The organism is Pseudomonas simiae (assembly GCF_900111895.1).
GTDB lineage: Bacteria > Pseudomonadota > Gammaproteobacteria > Pseudomonadales > Pseudomonadaceae > Aquipseudomonas > Aquipseudomonas simiae.
In genome coordinates, this window is the sequence record NZ_FOKB01000001.1 from 638,993 (window position 1) to 654,021 (window position 15,029).

A 15,029-nucleotide genomic window follows, 5' to 3' on the forward strand; every position below is an offset into this window, starting at 1 on the left:
AATACCCGATGCGTGCTTTTACCCAACACACCGGCCTTGTCGTCCCATTGGACCGTGCCAACGTCGACACCGACCAGATCATCCCCAAGCAGTTCTTGAAGTCGATCAAGCGCACCGGTTTTGGCCCGAACCTGTTCGACGAGTGGCGTTACCTGGACGTGGGCTACGCCTACCAGGACAACTCCAAGCGCCCGCTGAACAAGGACTTCGTGCTCAACGCCGAGCGTTACCAAGGCGCCAGCGTACTGCTGGCCCGGGAAAACTTCGGTTGCGGCTCCAGCCGTGAACACGCGCCGTGGGCCCTGGAAGAATATGGCTTTCGCAGCATCATCGCGCCGAGCTATGCCGACATCTTCTTCAACAACAGCTTCAAGAACGGCCTGTTGCCGATCATCCTGACCGACGAAGAAGTCGACGAGCTGTTCAAGCAGGTGGAGGCCGAAGAGGGCTACCAACTGACCGTCGACCTGGCTGCGCAAACCGTGACCCGTCCGGATGGCAAGGTGTATCACTTTGAAGTCGATGCGTTCCGTAAGCACTGCCTGATCAACGGCTTGGACGACATCGGCCTGACCTTGCAGGACGGCGATGCGATTGCAGCGTTTGAAGCCAAGCACCGGGCGAGCCAGCCTTGGTTGTTTCGCGATGCTTGATTTTATATAAGCCGGACAGGCCCCTTCGCGAGCAAGTCGAATCGTCGCACCGCCGCTCCCACTTTTGATTGCATTTCAACTGAAGAAACTCGGTCAAATGTGGGAGCGGGCTTGCTCGCGAAGGCGGCAGCAAAAACAACACACGTCCCAAGGAAAGCCACCATGACCACCACCGCCCACACCCACATCGTGCAAAAACAATTCGGCGAACAGGCGTCTGCCTACCTGAGCAGTGCCGTGCACGCCCAAGGCACCGAATTCGCGCTGCTCCAGGCCGAACTGGCCGGGCAGGGCGATGCACGGCTGCTGGATCTGGGCTGCGGTGCCGGTCATGTGAGTTTCCATGTGGCGCCGCTGGTCAAGGACGTGGTGGCGTATGACCTGTCCCAGCAGATGCTCGACGTGGTTGCAGCCGCTGCCAAGGATCGTGGCCTGGGCAACATCACCACCGTGCACGGCGCCGCCGAACGTCTGCCGTTCGCCGATGGCGAGTTCGATTTCGTGTTCAGCCGTTATTCGGCTCACCACTGGAGCGACCTCGGCCTGGCCCTGCGCGAAGTGCGCCGCGTACTCAAGCCGGGCGGCGTGGCGGCGTTCGTCGACGTCTTGTCACCGGGCAGCCCGCTGTTGGACACTTACCTGCAAACCGTCGAAGTGCTGCGCGACACCAGCCACGTGCGCGATTATTCCGCCGCGGAGTGGATGCAACAGCTCAGCGAGGCCGGTCTGCACGTGCGCACTAGCAGCCGCCAACGCTTGCGCCTGGAATACACCTCCTGGGTCGAGCGCATGCGCACGCCAGAGGTATTGCGCGCTGCAATCCTTGAGCTGCAGAAGGCCATGGGCCAGGAAGTGCGCGATTATTACGAAATTCAGGCCGACGGCACCTTCAGCACCGACGTACTGGTGGTCTTCGCCGAACGCTGATCGATTTTTCCCGACCTGCCCACGGGCGGGTCGCTTGATGAAATGAGGAACGCATGAGCAAGCAGATTCTGATTCTCCCTGGCGACGGTATTGGTCCGGAAATCATGGCCGAAGCGGTCAAGGTGCTGGAACTGGCCAACTCCAAGTACAGCCTGGGCTTCGAGCTGAGCCACGACGTGATCGGCGGCGCGGCCATCGACAAGCACGGCGTGCCCCTGGCCGATGAAACCCTGGACCGCGCCCGTGCGGCCGATGCCGTGCTGCTCGGCGCCGTGGGTGGCCCGAAATGGGACAAGATCGAACGTGACATCCGTCCTGAGCGCGGCCTGCTGAAAATTCGCGCCCAACTGGGCCTGTTCGGCAACCTGCGTCCGGCGATCCTCTACCCGCAACTGGCTGACGCGTCGAGCCTCAAGCCGGAAGTGGTCGCGGGCCTGGATATCCTCATCGTGCGTGAGCTGACCGGCGGCATCTACTTCGGCTCGCCACGCGGTGTGCGCGAGTTGGAAAATGGCGAGCGCCAGGCCTACGACACCCTGCCGTACAGCGAGAGCGAAATCCGCCGTATCGCCCGTGTCGGTTTTGACATGGCCCGCGTGCGCGGCAAGAAAGTCTGCTCGGTGGACAAGGCGAACGTCCTGGCCTCCAGCCAACTGTGGCGCGAAATCGTCGAGGAAGTGGCCAAGGACTATCCGGATGTCGAGCTCAGCCACATGTACGTCGACAACGCTGCGATGCAACTGGTGCGCGCACCCAAGCAGTTCGACGTGATCGTCACCGACAACCTGTTCGGCGACATCCTGTCCGACCAGGCATCGATGCTCACCGGTTCCATCGGCATGCTGCCGTCGGCGTCCCTGGACACCAATAACAAGGGCATGTACGAGCCTTGCCACGGTTCGGCGCCGGACATCGCGGGCCAGGGCATTGCCAACCCGCTGGCGACGATTTTGTCGGTCTCGATGATGCTGCGTTACAGCTTCAACCTGAGCGACGCAGCCGACGCGATCGAGAAAGCTGTGAGCCTGGTGCTGGATCAGGGTTTGCGCACCGGCGACATCTGGTCGCAGGGTTGCACCAAGGTCGGTACGCAAGAAATGGGCGACGCAGTAGTCGCCGCGCTGCGGAATCTGTAATCTCTCGGGCCCGCTTGCAGTTCTTGCTGCAAGGCGGCCCACTTTTTAACAAGGTGTAGTTGCGATGAAACGTGTAGGTCTGATCGGTTGGCGCGGTATGGTCGGTTCCGTGCTCATGCAGCGGATGCTGGAAGAGCAGGATTTCGATCTTATTGAGCCGGTGTTTTTCACCACTTCGAACGTGGGTGGCCAAGGGCCGTCCGTGGGCAAGGACATTGCCCCGCTCAAGGACGCCTACAACATTGAAGAGCTGAAAACCCTCGACGTGATTCTGACCTGTCAGGGTGGCGACTACACCAGCGAAGTCTTCCCCAAGCTGCGTGAAGCCGGTTGGCAGGGTTACTGGATCGACGCCGCGTCGAGCCTGCGCATGCAGGACGATGCCGTCATCATCCTAGACCCGGTGAACCGCAAGGTCATCGACCAGCAGCTGGACGCGGGCACCAAGAACTATGTCGGCGGCAACTGCACCGTCAGCCTGATGCTGATGGGCCTGGGTGGCCTTTTCGAAGCGGGCCTGGTCGAGTGGATGAGCGCCATGACCTATCAGGCGGCCTCCGGTGCCGGCGCGCAGAACATGCGTGAACTGATCAAGCAGATGGGCGCGACCCACGCGGCTGTGGCCGATCAACTGGCTGACCCGGCCAGCGCGATCCTCGACATCGACCGCCGTGTGGCCGAGGCCATGCGCAGCGAGGCCTACCCGACCGAGAACTTCGGCGTGCCTTTGGCCGGCAGCCTGATCCCCTGGATTGACAAGGAACTGCCGAACGGCCAGAGCCGTGAAGAATGGAAGGCCCAGGCCGAGACCAACAAGATCCTCGGTCGCTTCAAGAGCCCGATCCCGGTGGACGGCATCTGCGTGCGTATCGGCGCGATGCGCTGCCACAGCCAGGCGCTGACCATCAAACTGAACAAAGACGTGCCGATCGCCGATATCGAAGCGTTGATCAGCCAGCACAACCCTTGGGTCAAGCTGGTGCCGAACAACCGCGACATCAGCATGCAGGAGCTGAGCCCGACCAAGGTCACCGGCACCCTGAATGTACCGGTGGGCCGCTTGCGCAAGCTGAACATGGGCACCCAGTACCTGGGCGCGTTCACCGTGGGCGACCAACTGCTGTGGGGCGCGGCCGAACCACTGCGTCGCATGCTGCGGATTCTGCTGGAGCGTTGATCGCGTAAAGCAAGATGAGAAACCCGCGTTCTGGTGACAGGCGCGGGTTTTTTTATTGTTCTTTCGGGCGCTATCGCAGGCAAGCCAGTTCCCACATTTGATTGCATTCCAACTGACGAAACTCGGTCGAATGTGGGAGCGGGCTTGCTCGCGAAGATGCCATCAGCCACACCACAAAAGCCGGGTTAATTGCCTCACCCCCCACCACCCGGTAAAGTGCCGCTCCCCCCGCAATGCCCGAGGCAGCCCCCATGACCCAGACCTTTGATATCGCCGTGATTGGCGCCACCGGCACCGTTGGCGAAACCCTGGTGCAGATCCTCGAAGAACTGGGCTTTCCGGTGGGCACCCTGCACCTGCTGGCGGGCAGTAACTCTGCCGGTGCATCGGTGCCGTTTCGCGGCAAGAACGTGCGGGTGAGGGAGGTCGATGAGTTCGACTTCAGCAAAGTCCAGCTGGCATTCTTTGCGGCGGGGCCGGCGGTGACCTTGAGTTTTGCGCCGCGTGCCACGGCGGTGGGCTGCTCGGTGATCGACTTGTCGGGCGCGCTGTCGGCCGAACAGGCACCGCAGGTGGTGCCGGAAGCCAATGCCCATGTGCTCGACGGCCTGGAAAGACCCTTCCAGCTCGGCAGCCCAAGTCCATCGGCGACCCACCTGGCAGTCGTCCTGGCGCCATTGCGGGGCCTGTTGGATATCCAGCGCGTGAGCGTCACCGCCAACCTGGCAATGTCGTCCCAGGGGCGTGAAGCCGTCAGCGAATTGGCCCGGCAAACCGCCGAGCTGCTGAATATGCGCCCACTGGAACCGAAGGTGTTTGATCGGCAGGTCGCCTTCAACCTGCTGGCTCAGGTCGGTACACCGGACGCCCAAGGTCATACAGCCCTGGAGAAACGCCTCGTACACGAGCTGCGCGCAGTGCTGGAATTACCTTTGCTAAAGATTTCCGCAACCTGCGTTCAAGCCCCGGTGTTTTTTGGCGATAGCCTGACAGTGTCTCTGCAACTGGGTGCACCGGTCGACCTCGCCGCCGTGAACCGCCTGCTCGACGCAGCGCCGGGAATAGAGCGGGTTGAGGAGGGGGACTACCCAACGGCGGTGGGCGACGCGGTTGGCCAGGACGTGGTCTATGTAGGACGGGTCCGCGCAGGTGTGGATGACCCTGCGGAACTAAATCTGTGGCTGACGTCAGATAACGTACGCAAAGGCGCGGCACTGAACGCCGTACAGCTGGCGCAGTTGTTGATAAAAGGCCTTGCGTAAAAGATACTTGGCGGCAATTTGTAGATTGATTCTAGCCAAGCGCTATGCTTGGCCCCAGGCAGGAAAAGTTGCGCGTCGGTGACCTATCGGCTCGCCATGCCTTATGGCAGCGGTTACCAACCTTCTCGCAGGCCGGGGAGTGTTCAGACAAAGGATGAGGCTATGGTTCAAGTTCGCAAACTGGTGTTAGCAATAGCGGCCGCCTCGGCGCTGTCCTCCGGTATGGCGCAGGCGCTGCAGCTGGGGGAGATGACCCTCAAGTCGAAGTTGAACCAGCCGTTGGCGGTGGAAATCGAATTGCTCGATGTCGGTGGGCTCACCGCCTCCGAGATCACGCCAAGCCTGGCTTCGTCCCAAGCCTTCGTGGATGCCGGCGTTGATCGCCAGGCGTTCCTCGACGACCTGACGTTTACCCCGGTGGTCAATCCCAGCGGCCGCAGCGTGGTGCGTGTGACCTCCAGCAAGCCATTGCCGGATTCCTATGTCCGCTTCCTGTTGCAAGTGCAATGGCCCAATGGCCGTTTGATGCGCGACTACAGTGTATTGCTTGACCCGGCCAAGTTCGACCAGCCGGCACCGACGACCGCCGCGCCTGCGCCGCGATTGGCGGCACCGGCCAGCACCGCGCCGGCCGTGAGCAAGCCGGCACAACACACCACGACGTCTCGCGACACGTTGTGGGAAATTGCCGCGAAGAACCGCAATGGCGGCTCGGTACAGCAGACCATGCTGGCAATCCAGGCGCTGAATCCCGACGCATTTATCGACGGCAACATCAACCGTTTGAAAACCGGCCAGGTCCTGCGCCTGCCGGATCCCGTGCAAAGCACCTCGCTGCCACAACCCCAGGCGATCGCCGAAGTCAGCGCGCAGAATGCGGCCTGGCGCCAAGGCCGACGCGCCGCCAACAATCCCGCCGCGGGCAAGCAGCAACTGGACGCCACCAAGCGCACCCAGGCCGGCAATGCGCCAGCGAGCACCGGCGCCAAGGACAACCTGAGCCTGGTTTCCGCTGAGGCGGCCAAGAAAGGCGTCAAAGGCAAGGCGGGCGATAGTGCGGCGTTGAGCGACAAACTGGCGATGACCCAGGAGCAACTGGACACTACCCGTCGCGACAACGAAGAGTTGAAAAGTCGCGCAGCAGACCTGCAAAGCCAGTTGGACAAGCTGCAAAAGCTGATTCAACTGAAAAATGATCAGCTCGCACGTCTGCAGGCCGAAAAGGGCACCCCGGCCGCTCCGGCCACGGCGGCGATGCCCGCGCAGTTGGCAGGTGAGCCGGTGGCCGCTCCGGCAGTGCCCGACGCCGCCACTGCTACCCCCGCACCTGCCGCGCCGGCGCCTGAGCCGGTCAAGGCGGATGCAACGCCGGCCAGCGCCGAAGGCAAGTTCAATGACCTGCTGACCAACCCGGTCGTGCTCGGTGTGATCGGCGGTGCCGCAGGCCTGCTGGTGCTGTTGCTCCTGCTGTTGTGGGTGCGCCACCGCAATGCGCGCCGCGAGGAGGAAAAACACCTGCGCATGGCGCGCGCGCTGGCTGAAGAGCCGGTATTTACCTCGAACATCGACCAGGATCTGCCACCAGACAGCTTCGAAGGCTTGGAAGTGCCGCCGCCGAACGTCAAATTGGCCGCAGCTCCAACTCCAACGCCTACGGTTGAGCCGGCAGTCGCTGTGCCGACTGTCGCCTCGGTGCTGGCGCCGCTGGCGGTTGCCGTGGCTCCGGTGAACGCCAGCGATGCCCTGGCCCAAGCGCAGTCCCTTGTCGACCGTGGTCACCTGAACCAGGCCGCCGATGTGCTGGAGCAGGCGATCAAACAGGAGCCCAAGCGCAGCGACCTGCGTTTGAAGCTGATGGAGGTCTACGGCCTGCAAAACAACAAGGACGGCTTCGTGACCCAGGAGCGTCAACTGGTGGCCAATGGTGAGAACCATGCCCAGGTCGAACAGCTCAAGAGTCGCTTCCCGGCCATGGCCGTGCTGGCGGCGGGTGTCAGTGCTGCGGTGGCCGCGGCTGCCTTGGACGCTCAGTACGTCAAGGATTTGTTGGAAGACAAGCCAGCGCCTGCGGCTACAGAGCCGGAAGCGTTCGACACCGATTTCGACTTGAGCCTGGACGACCTGGAAGAAGCCTCCCCGGCTGAGGCCAAGGACGATCAGCAGACCTTCGAATCGCTGCTGCAACAGCAGACCGAAGCCAAGGCCGCGCCGGATGACCTCTCGGACTTCGACCTGGACCTGCAATTGGATGGCCCGGCATCGGCGCAATCCGATGACGACTTCCTCTCCGGCCTGGAAGAGCAGATGAAGGATGTGCCGGCCGTCGAGCCGCCCACCCTGGCCCCGACGGCGCTGGATGACTTCGACCTGCCGGAAGATTTCGACTTGTCCTTGGCCGATGAGCCGGAAGCGGCGGCCAAGCCTGATGCATTTGCGTCCGAGCTGGACGATGTCAACGCCGAGCTGGACCGTTTGTCCCAGAGCCTGGAGCATCCTTCCATCGAGCCATCCTTCACCGCAGAAGACGCGGCGCAGGGCGACGATGAGCCGGAATTCGACTTCCTCTCCGGTACGGACGAAGTGGCGACCAAGCTCGACCTGGCCCAGGCCTATATCGACATGGGCGATGCGGACGGCGCGCGGGATATCCTCAGCGAAGTGCTGACCGAAGGTGATGAAGCTCAGCGTGGCGAGGCCAAGGAAATGCTCGGCAGGCTGGTCTGACCGTCAATCGTCAAGGCAGCGGCGACCTTCGGGTCGCCGTTTTGCTTTTGTGGGCACTCACACAAATCGGCATAATGGCCGCCTTTGCGCAACTCATCAGGCTCTCAGTTCTTGGCAAATATAGATAACGCGGCCGCCGAAATGGCGGCCGCAGGCTTTTACCGCATCGCCCTGGGCGTGGAATACAAAGGCTCGCGCTATCGCGGCTGGCAGCGTCAGGCGTCCGGCGTGCTGACGGTGCAGGAAACCCTGGAGAACGCACTGTCGAAAGTGGCTGATTCGCCGGTGTCGCTGATGTGCGCCGGGCGTACCGACGCGGGCGTGCACGCCTGTGGCCAGGTGGTGCACTTCGACACTCAGGCTGAACGGTCGATGAAGGCGTGGGTGATGGGCGCTAATATCAACTTGCCCCATGACGTCAGCGTCACTTGGGCCAAGGTCATGCCAGCGCACTTTCACGCGCGCTTCAAGGCCATCGCCCGGCGTTATCGCTACGTGATCTACAACGACCAGATCCGTCCGGCGCACCTTAACGAAGAAATCACCTGGAACCATCGCCCGCTCGACGCCGAGCGCATGGCCGAAGCCGCACAGCATCTGGTCGGCGTGCATGATTTCAGCGCCTTTCGTGCCGGCCAGTGCCAGGCCAAGTCGCCGATCAAGGAAGTCCATCACCTGCGGGTGACCCGTCACGGCAAGATGATCGTGCTGGATATCCGTGCAGGGGCGTTCCTCCACCATATGGTTCGAAACATTGCCGGGGTGCTGATGACCATCGGCACCGGCGAGCGTCCGGTGGAGTGGGCCAAGGAAGTACTGGAGAGCCGCGTCCGTCGTACGGGCGGAGTCACGGCGCATCCGTTTGGCTTGTACCTGGTGGATGTGGAGTACCGTGACGAGTTCGAATTGCCGGAGCGTTTCATCGGGCCACACTTCCTCACAGGTTTCAGCGAACTTGGCGGCTGACGCCCGGAAAAGCTTTTGTTACCATCCGGGACTTTATCGGTCCAATCCCTGGGGTTTCCACGACATGTCAGCCGTTCGCAGCAAGATTTGCGGGATTACCCGCATAGAAGACGCGCTGGCGGCGGTCGAGGCGGGGGCGGATGCTCTCGGTTTCGTGTTCTATGCCAAGAGCCCGCGGGCGGTGAGTGTGGTGCAGGCGCGGGCGATCATCGCTGCGTTGCCGCCATTCGTGACCACTGTGGGTTTGTTCGTCAATGCCAGCCGCTGCGAGCTCAACGAAACCCTGGATGCCGTACCGCTGGATATGCTGCAGTTCCACGGCGACGAAACGCCGGACGAATGTGAAAGCTACCAGCGTCCGTACCTCAAGGCGTTGCGTGTCAAGGCGGGGGACGATATCGCTGCGGCGTGTGCGGCCTATGGCAGCGCCCGCGCAATCCTGCTCGACACCTATGTCGAAGGCGTGCCCGGCGGTACCGGCGAAGCGTTCGATTGGTCGCTGATTCCCGAGGGCCTGAGCAAGCCGATCATCCTGGCCGGCGGGCTCAACCCCGGTAATGTCGGGGCGGCGATAGAGCAAGTCCGGCCTTATGCCGTGGATGTCAGCGGCGGCGTGGAGCAGGGCAAGGGCATCAAGGATCACAGCAAGATTCGCGCATTCATGCAGGCCGTGCGCAACAGCAGTGACCGGATGTGACGGCTGGCAGTCTGCCGCCGTCCATAACTACCACTGTGTAAAACAGCCCGGCGCCGCCTGAGGGTGGCCCGGAAACGAAGTGGCAACCCTGCGCTGGCAGGTTGTCTGGAAGGCTGAGGATACAGGCGGGAAAAGGCCGGTCGAACGTCTGACCCCGTCCAGCTTGTGTCATCGCCACATATGAATTTAGCTCAAGGGCATACGCGGGGCTGTGTTCAAGCCACCGGTACTGGAGAAAGAAAGCATGAGCAACTGGTTAGTAGACAAACTGATCCCTTCGATCATGCGTTCCGAGGTGAAAAAAAGCTCGGTTCCTGAAGGTCTGTGGCACAAGTGCCCATCCTGCGACGCGGTGCTGTACCGCCCGGAGCTGGAAAAGACCCTGGACGTTTGCCCCAAGTGCAACCACCACATGCGTATCGGCGCTCGCGCTCGCATCGACATCTTCCTGGATGCCGAAGGTCGTAACGAGTTGGGTGCCGACCTGGAGCCGGTTGACCGTCTCAAGTTCCGCGACAGCAAGAAGTACAAGGACCGTCTGGTCGGCGCGCAGAAGCAGACTGGCGAGAAGGACGCGCTGATTTCCGTCAGCGGTAAGCTGCTGGGCATGCCGGTCGTGGTGTCGGCCTTCGAATTCTCCTTCATGGGCGGCTCCATGGGTGCCATCGTCGGTGAGCGCTTCGTTCGCGCCGCCAACTACGCCCTGGAAAACCGTTGCCCGATGATCTGCTTCGCCGCCTCCGGTGGTGCGCGCATGCAGGAAGCGTTGATCTCCCTGATGCAAATGGCCAAGACCTCTGCGGTATTGGCGCGTCTGCGCGAAGAAGGCATCCCGTTCATCTCCGTACTCACTGACCCGGTCTACGGCGGCGTTTCCGCCAGCCTGGCGATGCTGGGTGACGTGATTGTCGGCGAGCCAAAGGCATTGATCGGCTTTGCCGGCCCACGTGTGATCGAGCAGACCGTGCGTGAGAAGCTGCCGGAAGGTTTCCAGCGCAGCGAATTCCTGCTGGAGCACGGTGCTATCGACCTGATCATCCCGCGCGGTGAGCTGCGTCCACGCCTGGGTAACCTCCTGGCACAAATGATGGGCCTGCCTACCCCTGTGTACGTCGCGCCTAAAGTTGAACCGATCGTCGTGCCGCCGGTGCCTGCAAACCTATGACCCAGCGTACCCTGGGCGAATGGCTCGCTTACCTTGAGCAGTTGCATCCGTCCGCCATCGACATGGGCCTGGAGCGCTCGCAACAGGTAGCGGCCCGCCTCGGGTTGGGCCGTCCGGCACCGCGTGTGATCACGGTGACCGGTACCAACGGCAAAGGCTCTACCTGTGCCTTTGTCGCGGCGCTGCTGCAGGCCCAAGGGCTGAAAGTCGGCGTCTACAATTCCCCGCACCTGCTGCGTTACAACGAGCGGGTGCAGCTCAATGGCGTCGAAGCCACGGATGAGCAACTCTGCGAAGCCTTCGCCGCACTCGATGCCGGCCGTGGCGAGATTTCCCTGACTTACTTCGAGATGGGCACCTTGGCGGCGTTCTGGCTGTTCGAGCGTGCGCAACTGGATGTGGTGGTGCTGGAAGTCGGCCTGGGCGGGCGTCTGGACACGGTCAATGTGGTGGATGCCGACCTGGCATTGGTCACCAGCATTGGCGTGGACCATGCCGACTACCTGGGCAATACGCGCGAATCCGTTGCCTATGAAAAAGCCGGGATCTTCCGCCAGGGCAAGCCTGCGCTGTGTGGTGACCTGGATCCGCCGCACACCTTGCTCGACAAGGTGCGCGAGCTGGATTGCCCGTTTTTCCTGCGCGGTCGCGACTTCAATCTCGAGATCGGTGCGCAGCACTGGCAATGGCGTGGGCGCGATGCCCGCGGCCAGGTTGTAGAGCTGTGCGACCTGCCGCTGCTGAATCTGCCGATGGAAAACGCTGCGCTTGCGCTGCAGGCCTATCTGTTGCTGGACCTGCCGTGGAATGCCGAGCAGATTGCCGCCACCTTGTTGTCGACACGTGTGGTCGGGCGATTGGATCGTCGTGAGTTCCAATGGCAAGGCAAGCGCCTGAACCTGTTGCTGGATGTGGGCCATAACCCCCATGCGGCCGAGTACCTGGCGCAACGCCTGTCGCGTACGCCGCCGGTCGGTCGTCGTCTTGCAGTCTTTGGCTTGCTGGCCGATAAGGACCTGGACGGTGTTGTCGCGCCGTTGCTGGGCAGCGTCCAGGCTTGGGCGGTAGCGCCATTGGATACCTCGCGCAGCCGTCCGGCCGCCGAGCTGGAAGTGGCCTTGCAGAACCTTGGTGCGCCGGTAGCGTCGTATGCAAGCGTGACCGATGCCCTTGAAGCACAGTGCGCCGTTGCCACCCCCGACGATGAGATTCTGTTGTTCGGGTCATTTTATTGTGTTGCCGAGGCGCTCGAGTGGTTGGCCCGGCGCTCCACGGAGGAAGCTGCACATGGCATTACTGGATAGCGCATACAAGCAGCGAATGGTCGGAGCCCTGGTTCTGGTGGCGTTGGCGGTGATTTTCCTGCCGATGCTGTTTTCTCGCCAGGATGAAGAGCGTCAAGTGGTCGTCGAGGCGCCGGCTGCCCCACAGGCCCCGGCGGTGCCGCAAGTACAGGTTGAGCCGGTGGTGGTGCCTGAGCCCCAGGCCTTGCCGGAAGAAGAGCCGGTGCCGACCGATGCTGAAGTGGCTGCCCAGCAAGCCCCGTCGATGCCGGTTCAGCCGAGCGTACCGGTGGTCAAGCCGGCACCCGCTGCACCGGTTGCTGCCGCCAAGCCCGCTGCGCCCGCACCTGCACCCAAGCCGGTAGCGCCGCAACCTGCCGCGCCGGGCAAGCCGGACGTGGGGCAAAGCCGTATCGATCCGAATGGGTTGCCGATCAGTTGGTCGATCCAGGTGGCCAGCCTGGGTAATCGCGAAGGCGCTGATGCCTTGCAGAAAAAGCTGCGTAGCCAGGGCTATAACGCTTACATCCGTAGCGCTGACGGCAAGAACAGGGTGTTTATCGGTCCGCTGATCGAGCGTGCCGAGGCGGATCGCCTGCGGGACCTGCTGGATCGCCAGCAGAACCTGAAGGGGTTTGTCACCCGCTTCCAGCCTGAGCGCGGCTGATACCGCCAGCCTCTGGTTGGAATGCAGGCCAAGTGTGGGAGCTGGCTTGCCTGCGATGACGGTGGGCCAATCAACAGGGATGTTGAATGTGCCCGCCCCATCGTAGGCGAGCCAGCTCCCACATTTGTTTTGTGGTGGGCTTGAGATCGGATTCGCTCGCCCCAACTGACTGATTTGCAAGGCACTGACAATCACAGCTTACCGACAGCCCGACGCTCTGCTAAAATGCGCCGCCTTATCTGTCCGTAGGCTCAAACGTGCCATTTACCTGGGTTGACTGGGCGATCGTTGCAATCGTCGCCATCTCCGCTTTGATCAGTCTAAGCCGCGGCTTCGTCAAAGAAGCACTGTCGTTGCTGACCTGGATCATCGCAGGAGTCGTAGCCTGGATGTTCGGCGGTTCATTGTCGGTCTACCTGGCCGGATACATCGAGACACCTTCGGCTCGCGTCATCGCGGGCTGCGCCATCATGTTCATCGCCACGCTGCTGGTGGGAGCAATGGTCAATTATCTTATTGGCGAGTTGATACGTGTCACCGGCCTCTCCGGGACCGATCGATTTCTCGGCATGGCCTTCGGCGCCGCGCGTGGCGCGTTGCTGGTGGTCGTGGCGGTCGGGCTGTTGAGCCTGGGGCCGGTACAGCAGGATTCGTGGTGGCAGGAGTCGGTACTCGTGCCAAAATTTCTATTGGTTGCAGATTGGTCCAAGAACCTCATTCTGGGGTGGAGCAGTCAGTGGCTGGCCAGCGGAATCAGCGTACCCGCTGATCTTCCGTTCAAGGAACACCTCTTACCGGCCAAAACGCCTCAGTAAGCTGTGTTCAGTCAAGATTCATTAAGTAGGGGTTGCGTCGCATGTGTGGCATCGTCGGTATCGTCGGTAAGTCGAACGTCAATCAGGCGCTGTATGACGCGCTAACCGTCCTCCAGCACCGCGGCCAGGACGCTGCCGGTATTGTGACCAGCCACGACGGCCGGTTATTCCTGCGCAAGGACAATGGTCTGGTGCGTGACGTGTTCCACCAACGTCACATGCAGCGCCTCGTCGGGCACATGGGCATTGGCCATGTGCGTTACCCGACTGCCGGTAGCTCGACGTCGGCCGAAGCTCAACCGTTTTACGTCAACTCGCCTTACGGCATCACCTTGGCGCACAACGGTAACCTGACCAACGTTGAACAGCTGGCCAAGGAGATTTACGAATCTGACCTGCGCCACGTCAACACCAACTCCGACTCGGAGGTGCTGCTCAACGTGTTCGCCCACGAGCTGGCCCAGCGCGGCAAGCTGCAGCCGACCGAAGAAGATGTGTTCGCTGCCGTCACCGACGTGCATAACCGTTGCGTCGGTGGTTATGCGGTAGTGGCCATGGTCACCGGTTATGGCATCGTCGGCTTCCGTGACCCCCACGGCATTCGTCCGATCGTGTTCGGCCAGCGTCATACCGACGAAGGCGTCGAGTACATGATCGCGTCCGAAAGCGTGTCCCTGGACGTGCTGGGCTTCACCCTGATCCGCGACCTCGCGCCAGGCGAAGCGGTTTACATCACCGAAGACGGAAAGCTGCACACCCGTCAGTGCGCCGTGGCGCCGAAACTCACCCCGTGCATCTTCGAACACGTCTACCTGGCGCGTCCGGATTCGATCATCGACGGTGTTTCGGTGTACAAGGCGCGTCTGCGCATGGGCGAGAAGCTGGCCGAGAAGATCCTGCGCGAGCGTCCTGAACACGACATCGACGTGGTGATCCCGATCCCGGATACCAGCCGCACCGCTGCGCTGGAGTTGGCCAACCACTTGGGCGTCAAGTTCCGCGAAGGCTTCGTGAAGAACCGCTACATCGGCCGTACCTTCATCATGCCGGGCCAGGCTGCGCGCAAGAAGTCGGTGCGCCAGAAGCTCAACGCCATCGAGCTGGAGTTCCGCGGCAAGAACGTGATGCTGGTGGATGACTCCATTGTGCGCGGTACTACCTGCAAGCAGATCATCCAGATGGCCCGCGAAGCCGGTGCTAAAAACGTGTACTTCTGTTCCGCAGCGCCTGCCGTGCGTTACCCGAACGTCTACGGCATCGACATGCCGAGCGCCCATGAACTGATCGCTCACAACCGTTCGACCCAGGACGTGGCCGACCTGATCGGCGCCGATTGGCTGATCTACCAGGACCTGCCGGACCTGATCGAGGCGGTTGGCGGTGGCAAGATCAAGATCGACCAGTTCGACTGCGCCGTGTTCGACGGCAAGTACGTGACCGGTGATGTCGACGAGACCTACCTGAACAAGATCGAGCAGGCGCGCAACGACTCCTCGAAGATCAAGACCCAGGCGGTCAGCGCGATCATCGACCTGTACAACAACTGAGTGACAACCG

13 protein-coding genes are annotated in these 15,029 nt (G+C 61.9%); all 13 read left to right on the forward strand.

What is annotated here, in order from left to right:
* Positions 1 to 8 precede the first annotated feature (8 nt).
* The 13 genes from leuD (at position 9) to purF (ending at position 15,019) form a co-directional block, all read left to right on the forward strand.
* A complete protein-coding gene (gene leuD, locus BMZ57_RS02905; protein WP_069672440.1) occupies positions 9 to 653 on the forward strand; it encodes a 3-isopropylmalate dehydratase small subunit in 645 nt (214 codons plus the stop codon).
* A gap of 162 nt (positions 654 to 815) precedes the next feature.
* The gene (locus tag BMZ57_RS02910; RefSeq protein ID WP_069672441.1) at positions 816 to 1,580 is read left to right on the forward strand and encodes a class I SAM-dependent methyltransferase; all 765 of its coding nucleotides are present in this window, start codon (positions 816 to 818) and stop codon (positions 1,578 to 1,580) included.
* A gap of 53 nt (positions 1,581 to 1,633) precedes the next feature.
* Positions 1,634 to 2,716, forward strand: coding sequence for a 3-isopropylmalate dehydrogenase (leuB, locus tag BMZ57_RS02915; RefSeq protein WP_017530190.1), 1,083 nt, complete (start codon positions 1,634 to 1,636; stop codon positions 2,714 to 2,716).
* Positions 2,717 to 2,780: 64 nt separating this feature from the next.
* On the forward strand, positions 2,781 to 3,893 hold the full coding sequence (gene asd, locus BMZ57_RS02920; RefSeq protein WP_021491198.1) for an aspartate-semialdehyde dehydrogenase: 1,113 nt from the start codon (positions 2,781 to 2,783) through the stop codon (positions 3,891 to 3,893).
* A 251-nt stretch (positions 3,894 to 4,144) separates the two neighbouring features.
* Positions 4,145 to 5,155: an aspartate-semialdehyde dehydrogenase gene (locus BMZ57_RS02925; protein WP_021491197.1), complete on the forward strand. Its 1,011-nt coding sequence runs from the start codon at positions 4,145 to 4,147 to the stop codon at positions 5,153 to 5,155.
* A gap of 162 nt (positions 5,156 to 5,317) precedes the next feature.
* Positions 5,318 to 7,879: a FimV/HubP family polar landmark protein gene (locus tag BMZ57_RS02930; RefSeq protein WP_069672442.1), complete on the forward strand. Its 2,562-nt coding sequence runs from the start codon at positions 5,318 to 5,320 to the stop codon at positions 7,877 to 7,879.
* A gap of 141 nt (positions 7,880 to 8,020) precedes the next feature.
* Entirely contained in the window at positions 8,021 to 8,845 is an 825-nt protein-coding gene (gene truA / locus BMZ57_RS02935; RefSeq protein WP_010209068.1) for a tRNA pseudouridine(38-40) synthase TruA, read from the forward strand.
* Between the two features lie 64 nt (positions 8,846 to 8,909).
* On the forward strand, positions 8,910 to 9,542 hold the full coding sequence (locus BMZ57_RS02940) for a phosphoribosylanthranilate isomerase (RefSeq protein WP_044287553.1): 633 nt from the start codon (positions 8,910 to 8,912) through the stop codon (positions 9,540 to 9,542).
* Positions 9,543 to 9,786: 244 nt separating this feature from the next.
* Positions 9,787 to 10,707 (forward strand): acetyl-CoA carboxylase, carboxyltransferase subunit beta, encoded by a 921-nt coding sequence (gene accD, locus BMZ57_RS02945; protein ID WP_016976632.1) that lies wholly within the window; start codon positions 9,787 to 9,789, stop codon positions 10,705 to 10,707.
* Complete coding sequence (folC, locus tag BMZ57_RS02950) at positions 10,704 to 12,011, forward strand: bifunctional tetrahydrofolate synthase/dihydrofolate synthase (RefSeq protein ID WP_010209071.1); 1,308 nt, start codon at positions 10,704 to 10,706, stop codon at positions 12,009 to 12,011. The genes accD and folC overlap by 4 nt, the downstream gene beginning before the upstream one ends.
* The gene (locus BMZ57_RS02955) at positions 11,995 to 12,657 is read left to right on the forward strand and encodes an SPOR domain-containing protein (protein WP_010209072.1); all 663 of its coding nucleotides are present in this window, start codon (positions 11,995 to 11,997) and stop codon (positions 12,655 to 12,657) included. The genes folC and BMZ57_RS02955 overlap by 17 nt, the downstream gene beginning before the upstream one ends.
* A 257-nt stretch (positions 12,658 to 12,914) precedes the next feature.
* Positions 12,915 to 13,472, forward strand: a complete 558-nt coding sequence (locus tag BMZ57_RS02960; RefSeq protein ID WP_003192538.1) for a CvpA family protein — start codon at positions 12,915 to 12,917, stop codon at positions 13,470 to 13,472.
* Positions 13,473 to 13,513: 41 nt separating this feature from the next.
* Positions 13,514 to 15,019, forward strand: a complete 1,506-nt coding sequence (purF, locus tag BMZ57_RS02965) for an amidophosphoribosyltransferase (RefSeq protein WP_021491193.1) — start codon at positions 13,514 to 13,516, stop codon at positions 15,017 to 15,019.
* Positions 15,020 to 15,029: the final 10 nt, after the last annotated feature.

What these genes read in the sequence shown, in the direction of transcription:
- leuD (WP_069672440.1), top strand. Translation starts at nt 9, where the DNA reads ATGCGTGCTTTTACCCAACACACCGGCCTTGTCGTCCCATTGGACCGT.
- BMZ57_RS02910 (WP_069672441.1), top strand. Translation starts at nt 816, where the DNA reads ATGACCACCACCGCCCACACCCACATCGTGCAAAAACAATTCGGCGAA.
- leuB (WP_017530190.1), top strand. Translation starts at nt 1,634, where the DNA reads ATGAGCAAGCAGATTCTGATTCTCCCTGGCGACGGTATTGGTCCGGAA.
- asd (WP_021491198.1), top strand. Translation starts at nt 2,781, where the DNA reads ATGAAACGTGTAGGTCTGATCGGTTGGCGCGGTATGGTCGGTTCCGTG.
- BMZ57_RS02925 (WP_021491197.1), top strand. Translation starts at nt 4,145, where the DNA reads ATGACCCAGACCTTTGATATCGCCGTGATTGGCGCCACCGGCACCGTT.
- BMZ57_RS02930 (WP_069672442.1), top strand. Translation starts at nt 5,318, where the DNA reads ATGGTTCAAGTTCGCAAACTGGTGTTAGCAATAGCGGCCGCCTCGGCG.
- truA (WP_010209068.1), top strand. Translation starts at nt 8,021, where the DNA reads ATGGCGGCCGCAGGCTTTTACCGCATCGCCCTGGGCGTGGAATACAAA.
- BMZ57_RS02940 (WP_044287553.1), top strand. Translation starts at nt 8,910, where the DNA reads ATGTCAGCCGTTCGCAGCAAGATTTGCGGGATTACCCGCATAGAAGAC.
- accD (WP_016976632.1), top strand. Translation starts at nt 9,787, where the DNA reads ATGAGCAACTGGTTAGTAGACAAACTGATCCCTTCGATCATGCGTTCC.
- folC (WP_010209071.1), top strand. Translation starts at nt 10,704, where the DNA reads ATGACCCAGCGTACCCTGGGCGAATGGCTCGCTTACCTTGAGCAGTTG.
- BMZ57_RS02955 (WP_010209072.1), top strand. Translation starts at nt 11,995, where the DNA reads ATGGCATTACTGGATAGCGCATACAAGCAGCGAATGGTCGGAGCCCTG.
- purF (WP_021491193.1), top strand. Translation starts at nt 13,514, where the DNA reads ATGTGTGGCATCGTCGGTATCGTCGGTAAGTCGAACGTCAATCAGGCG.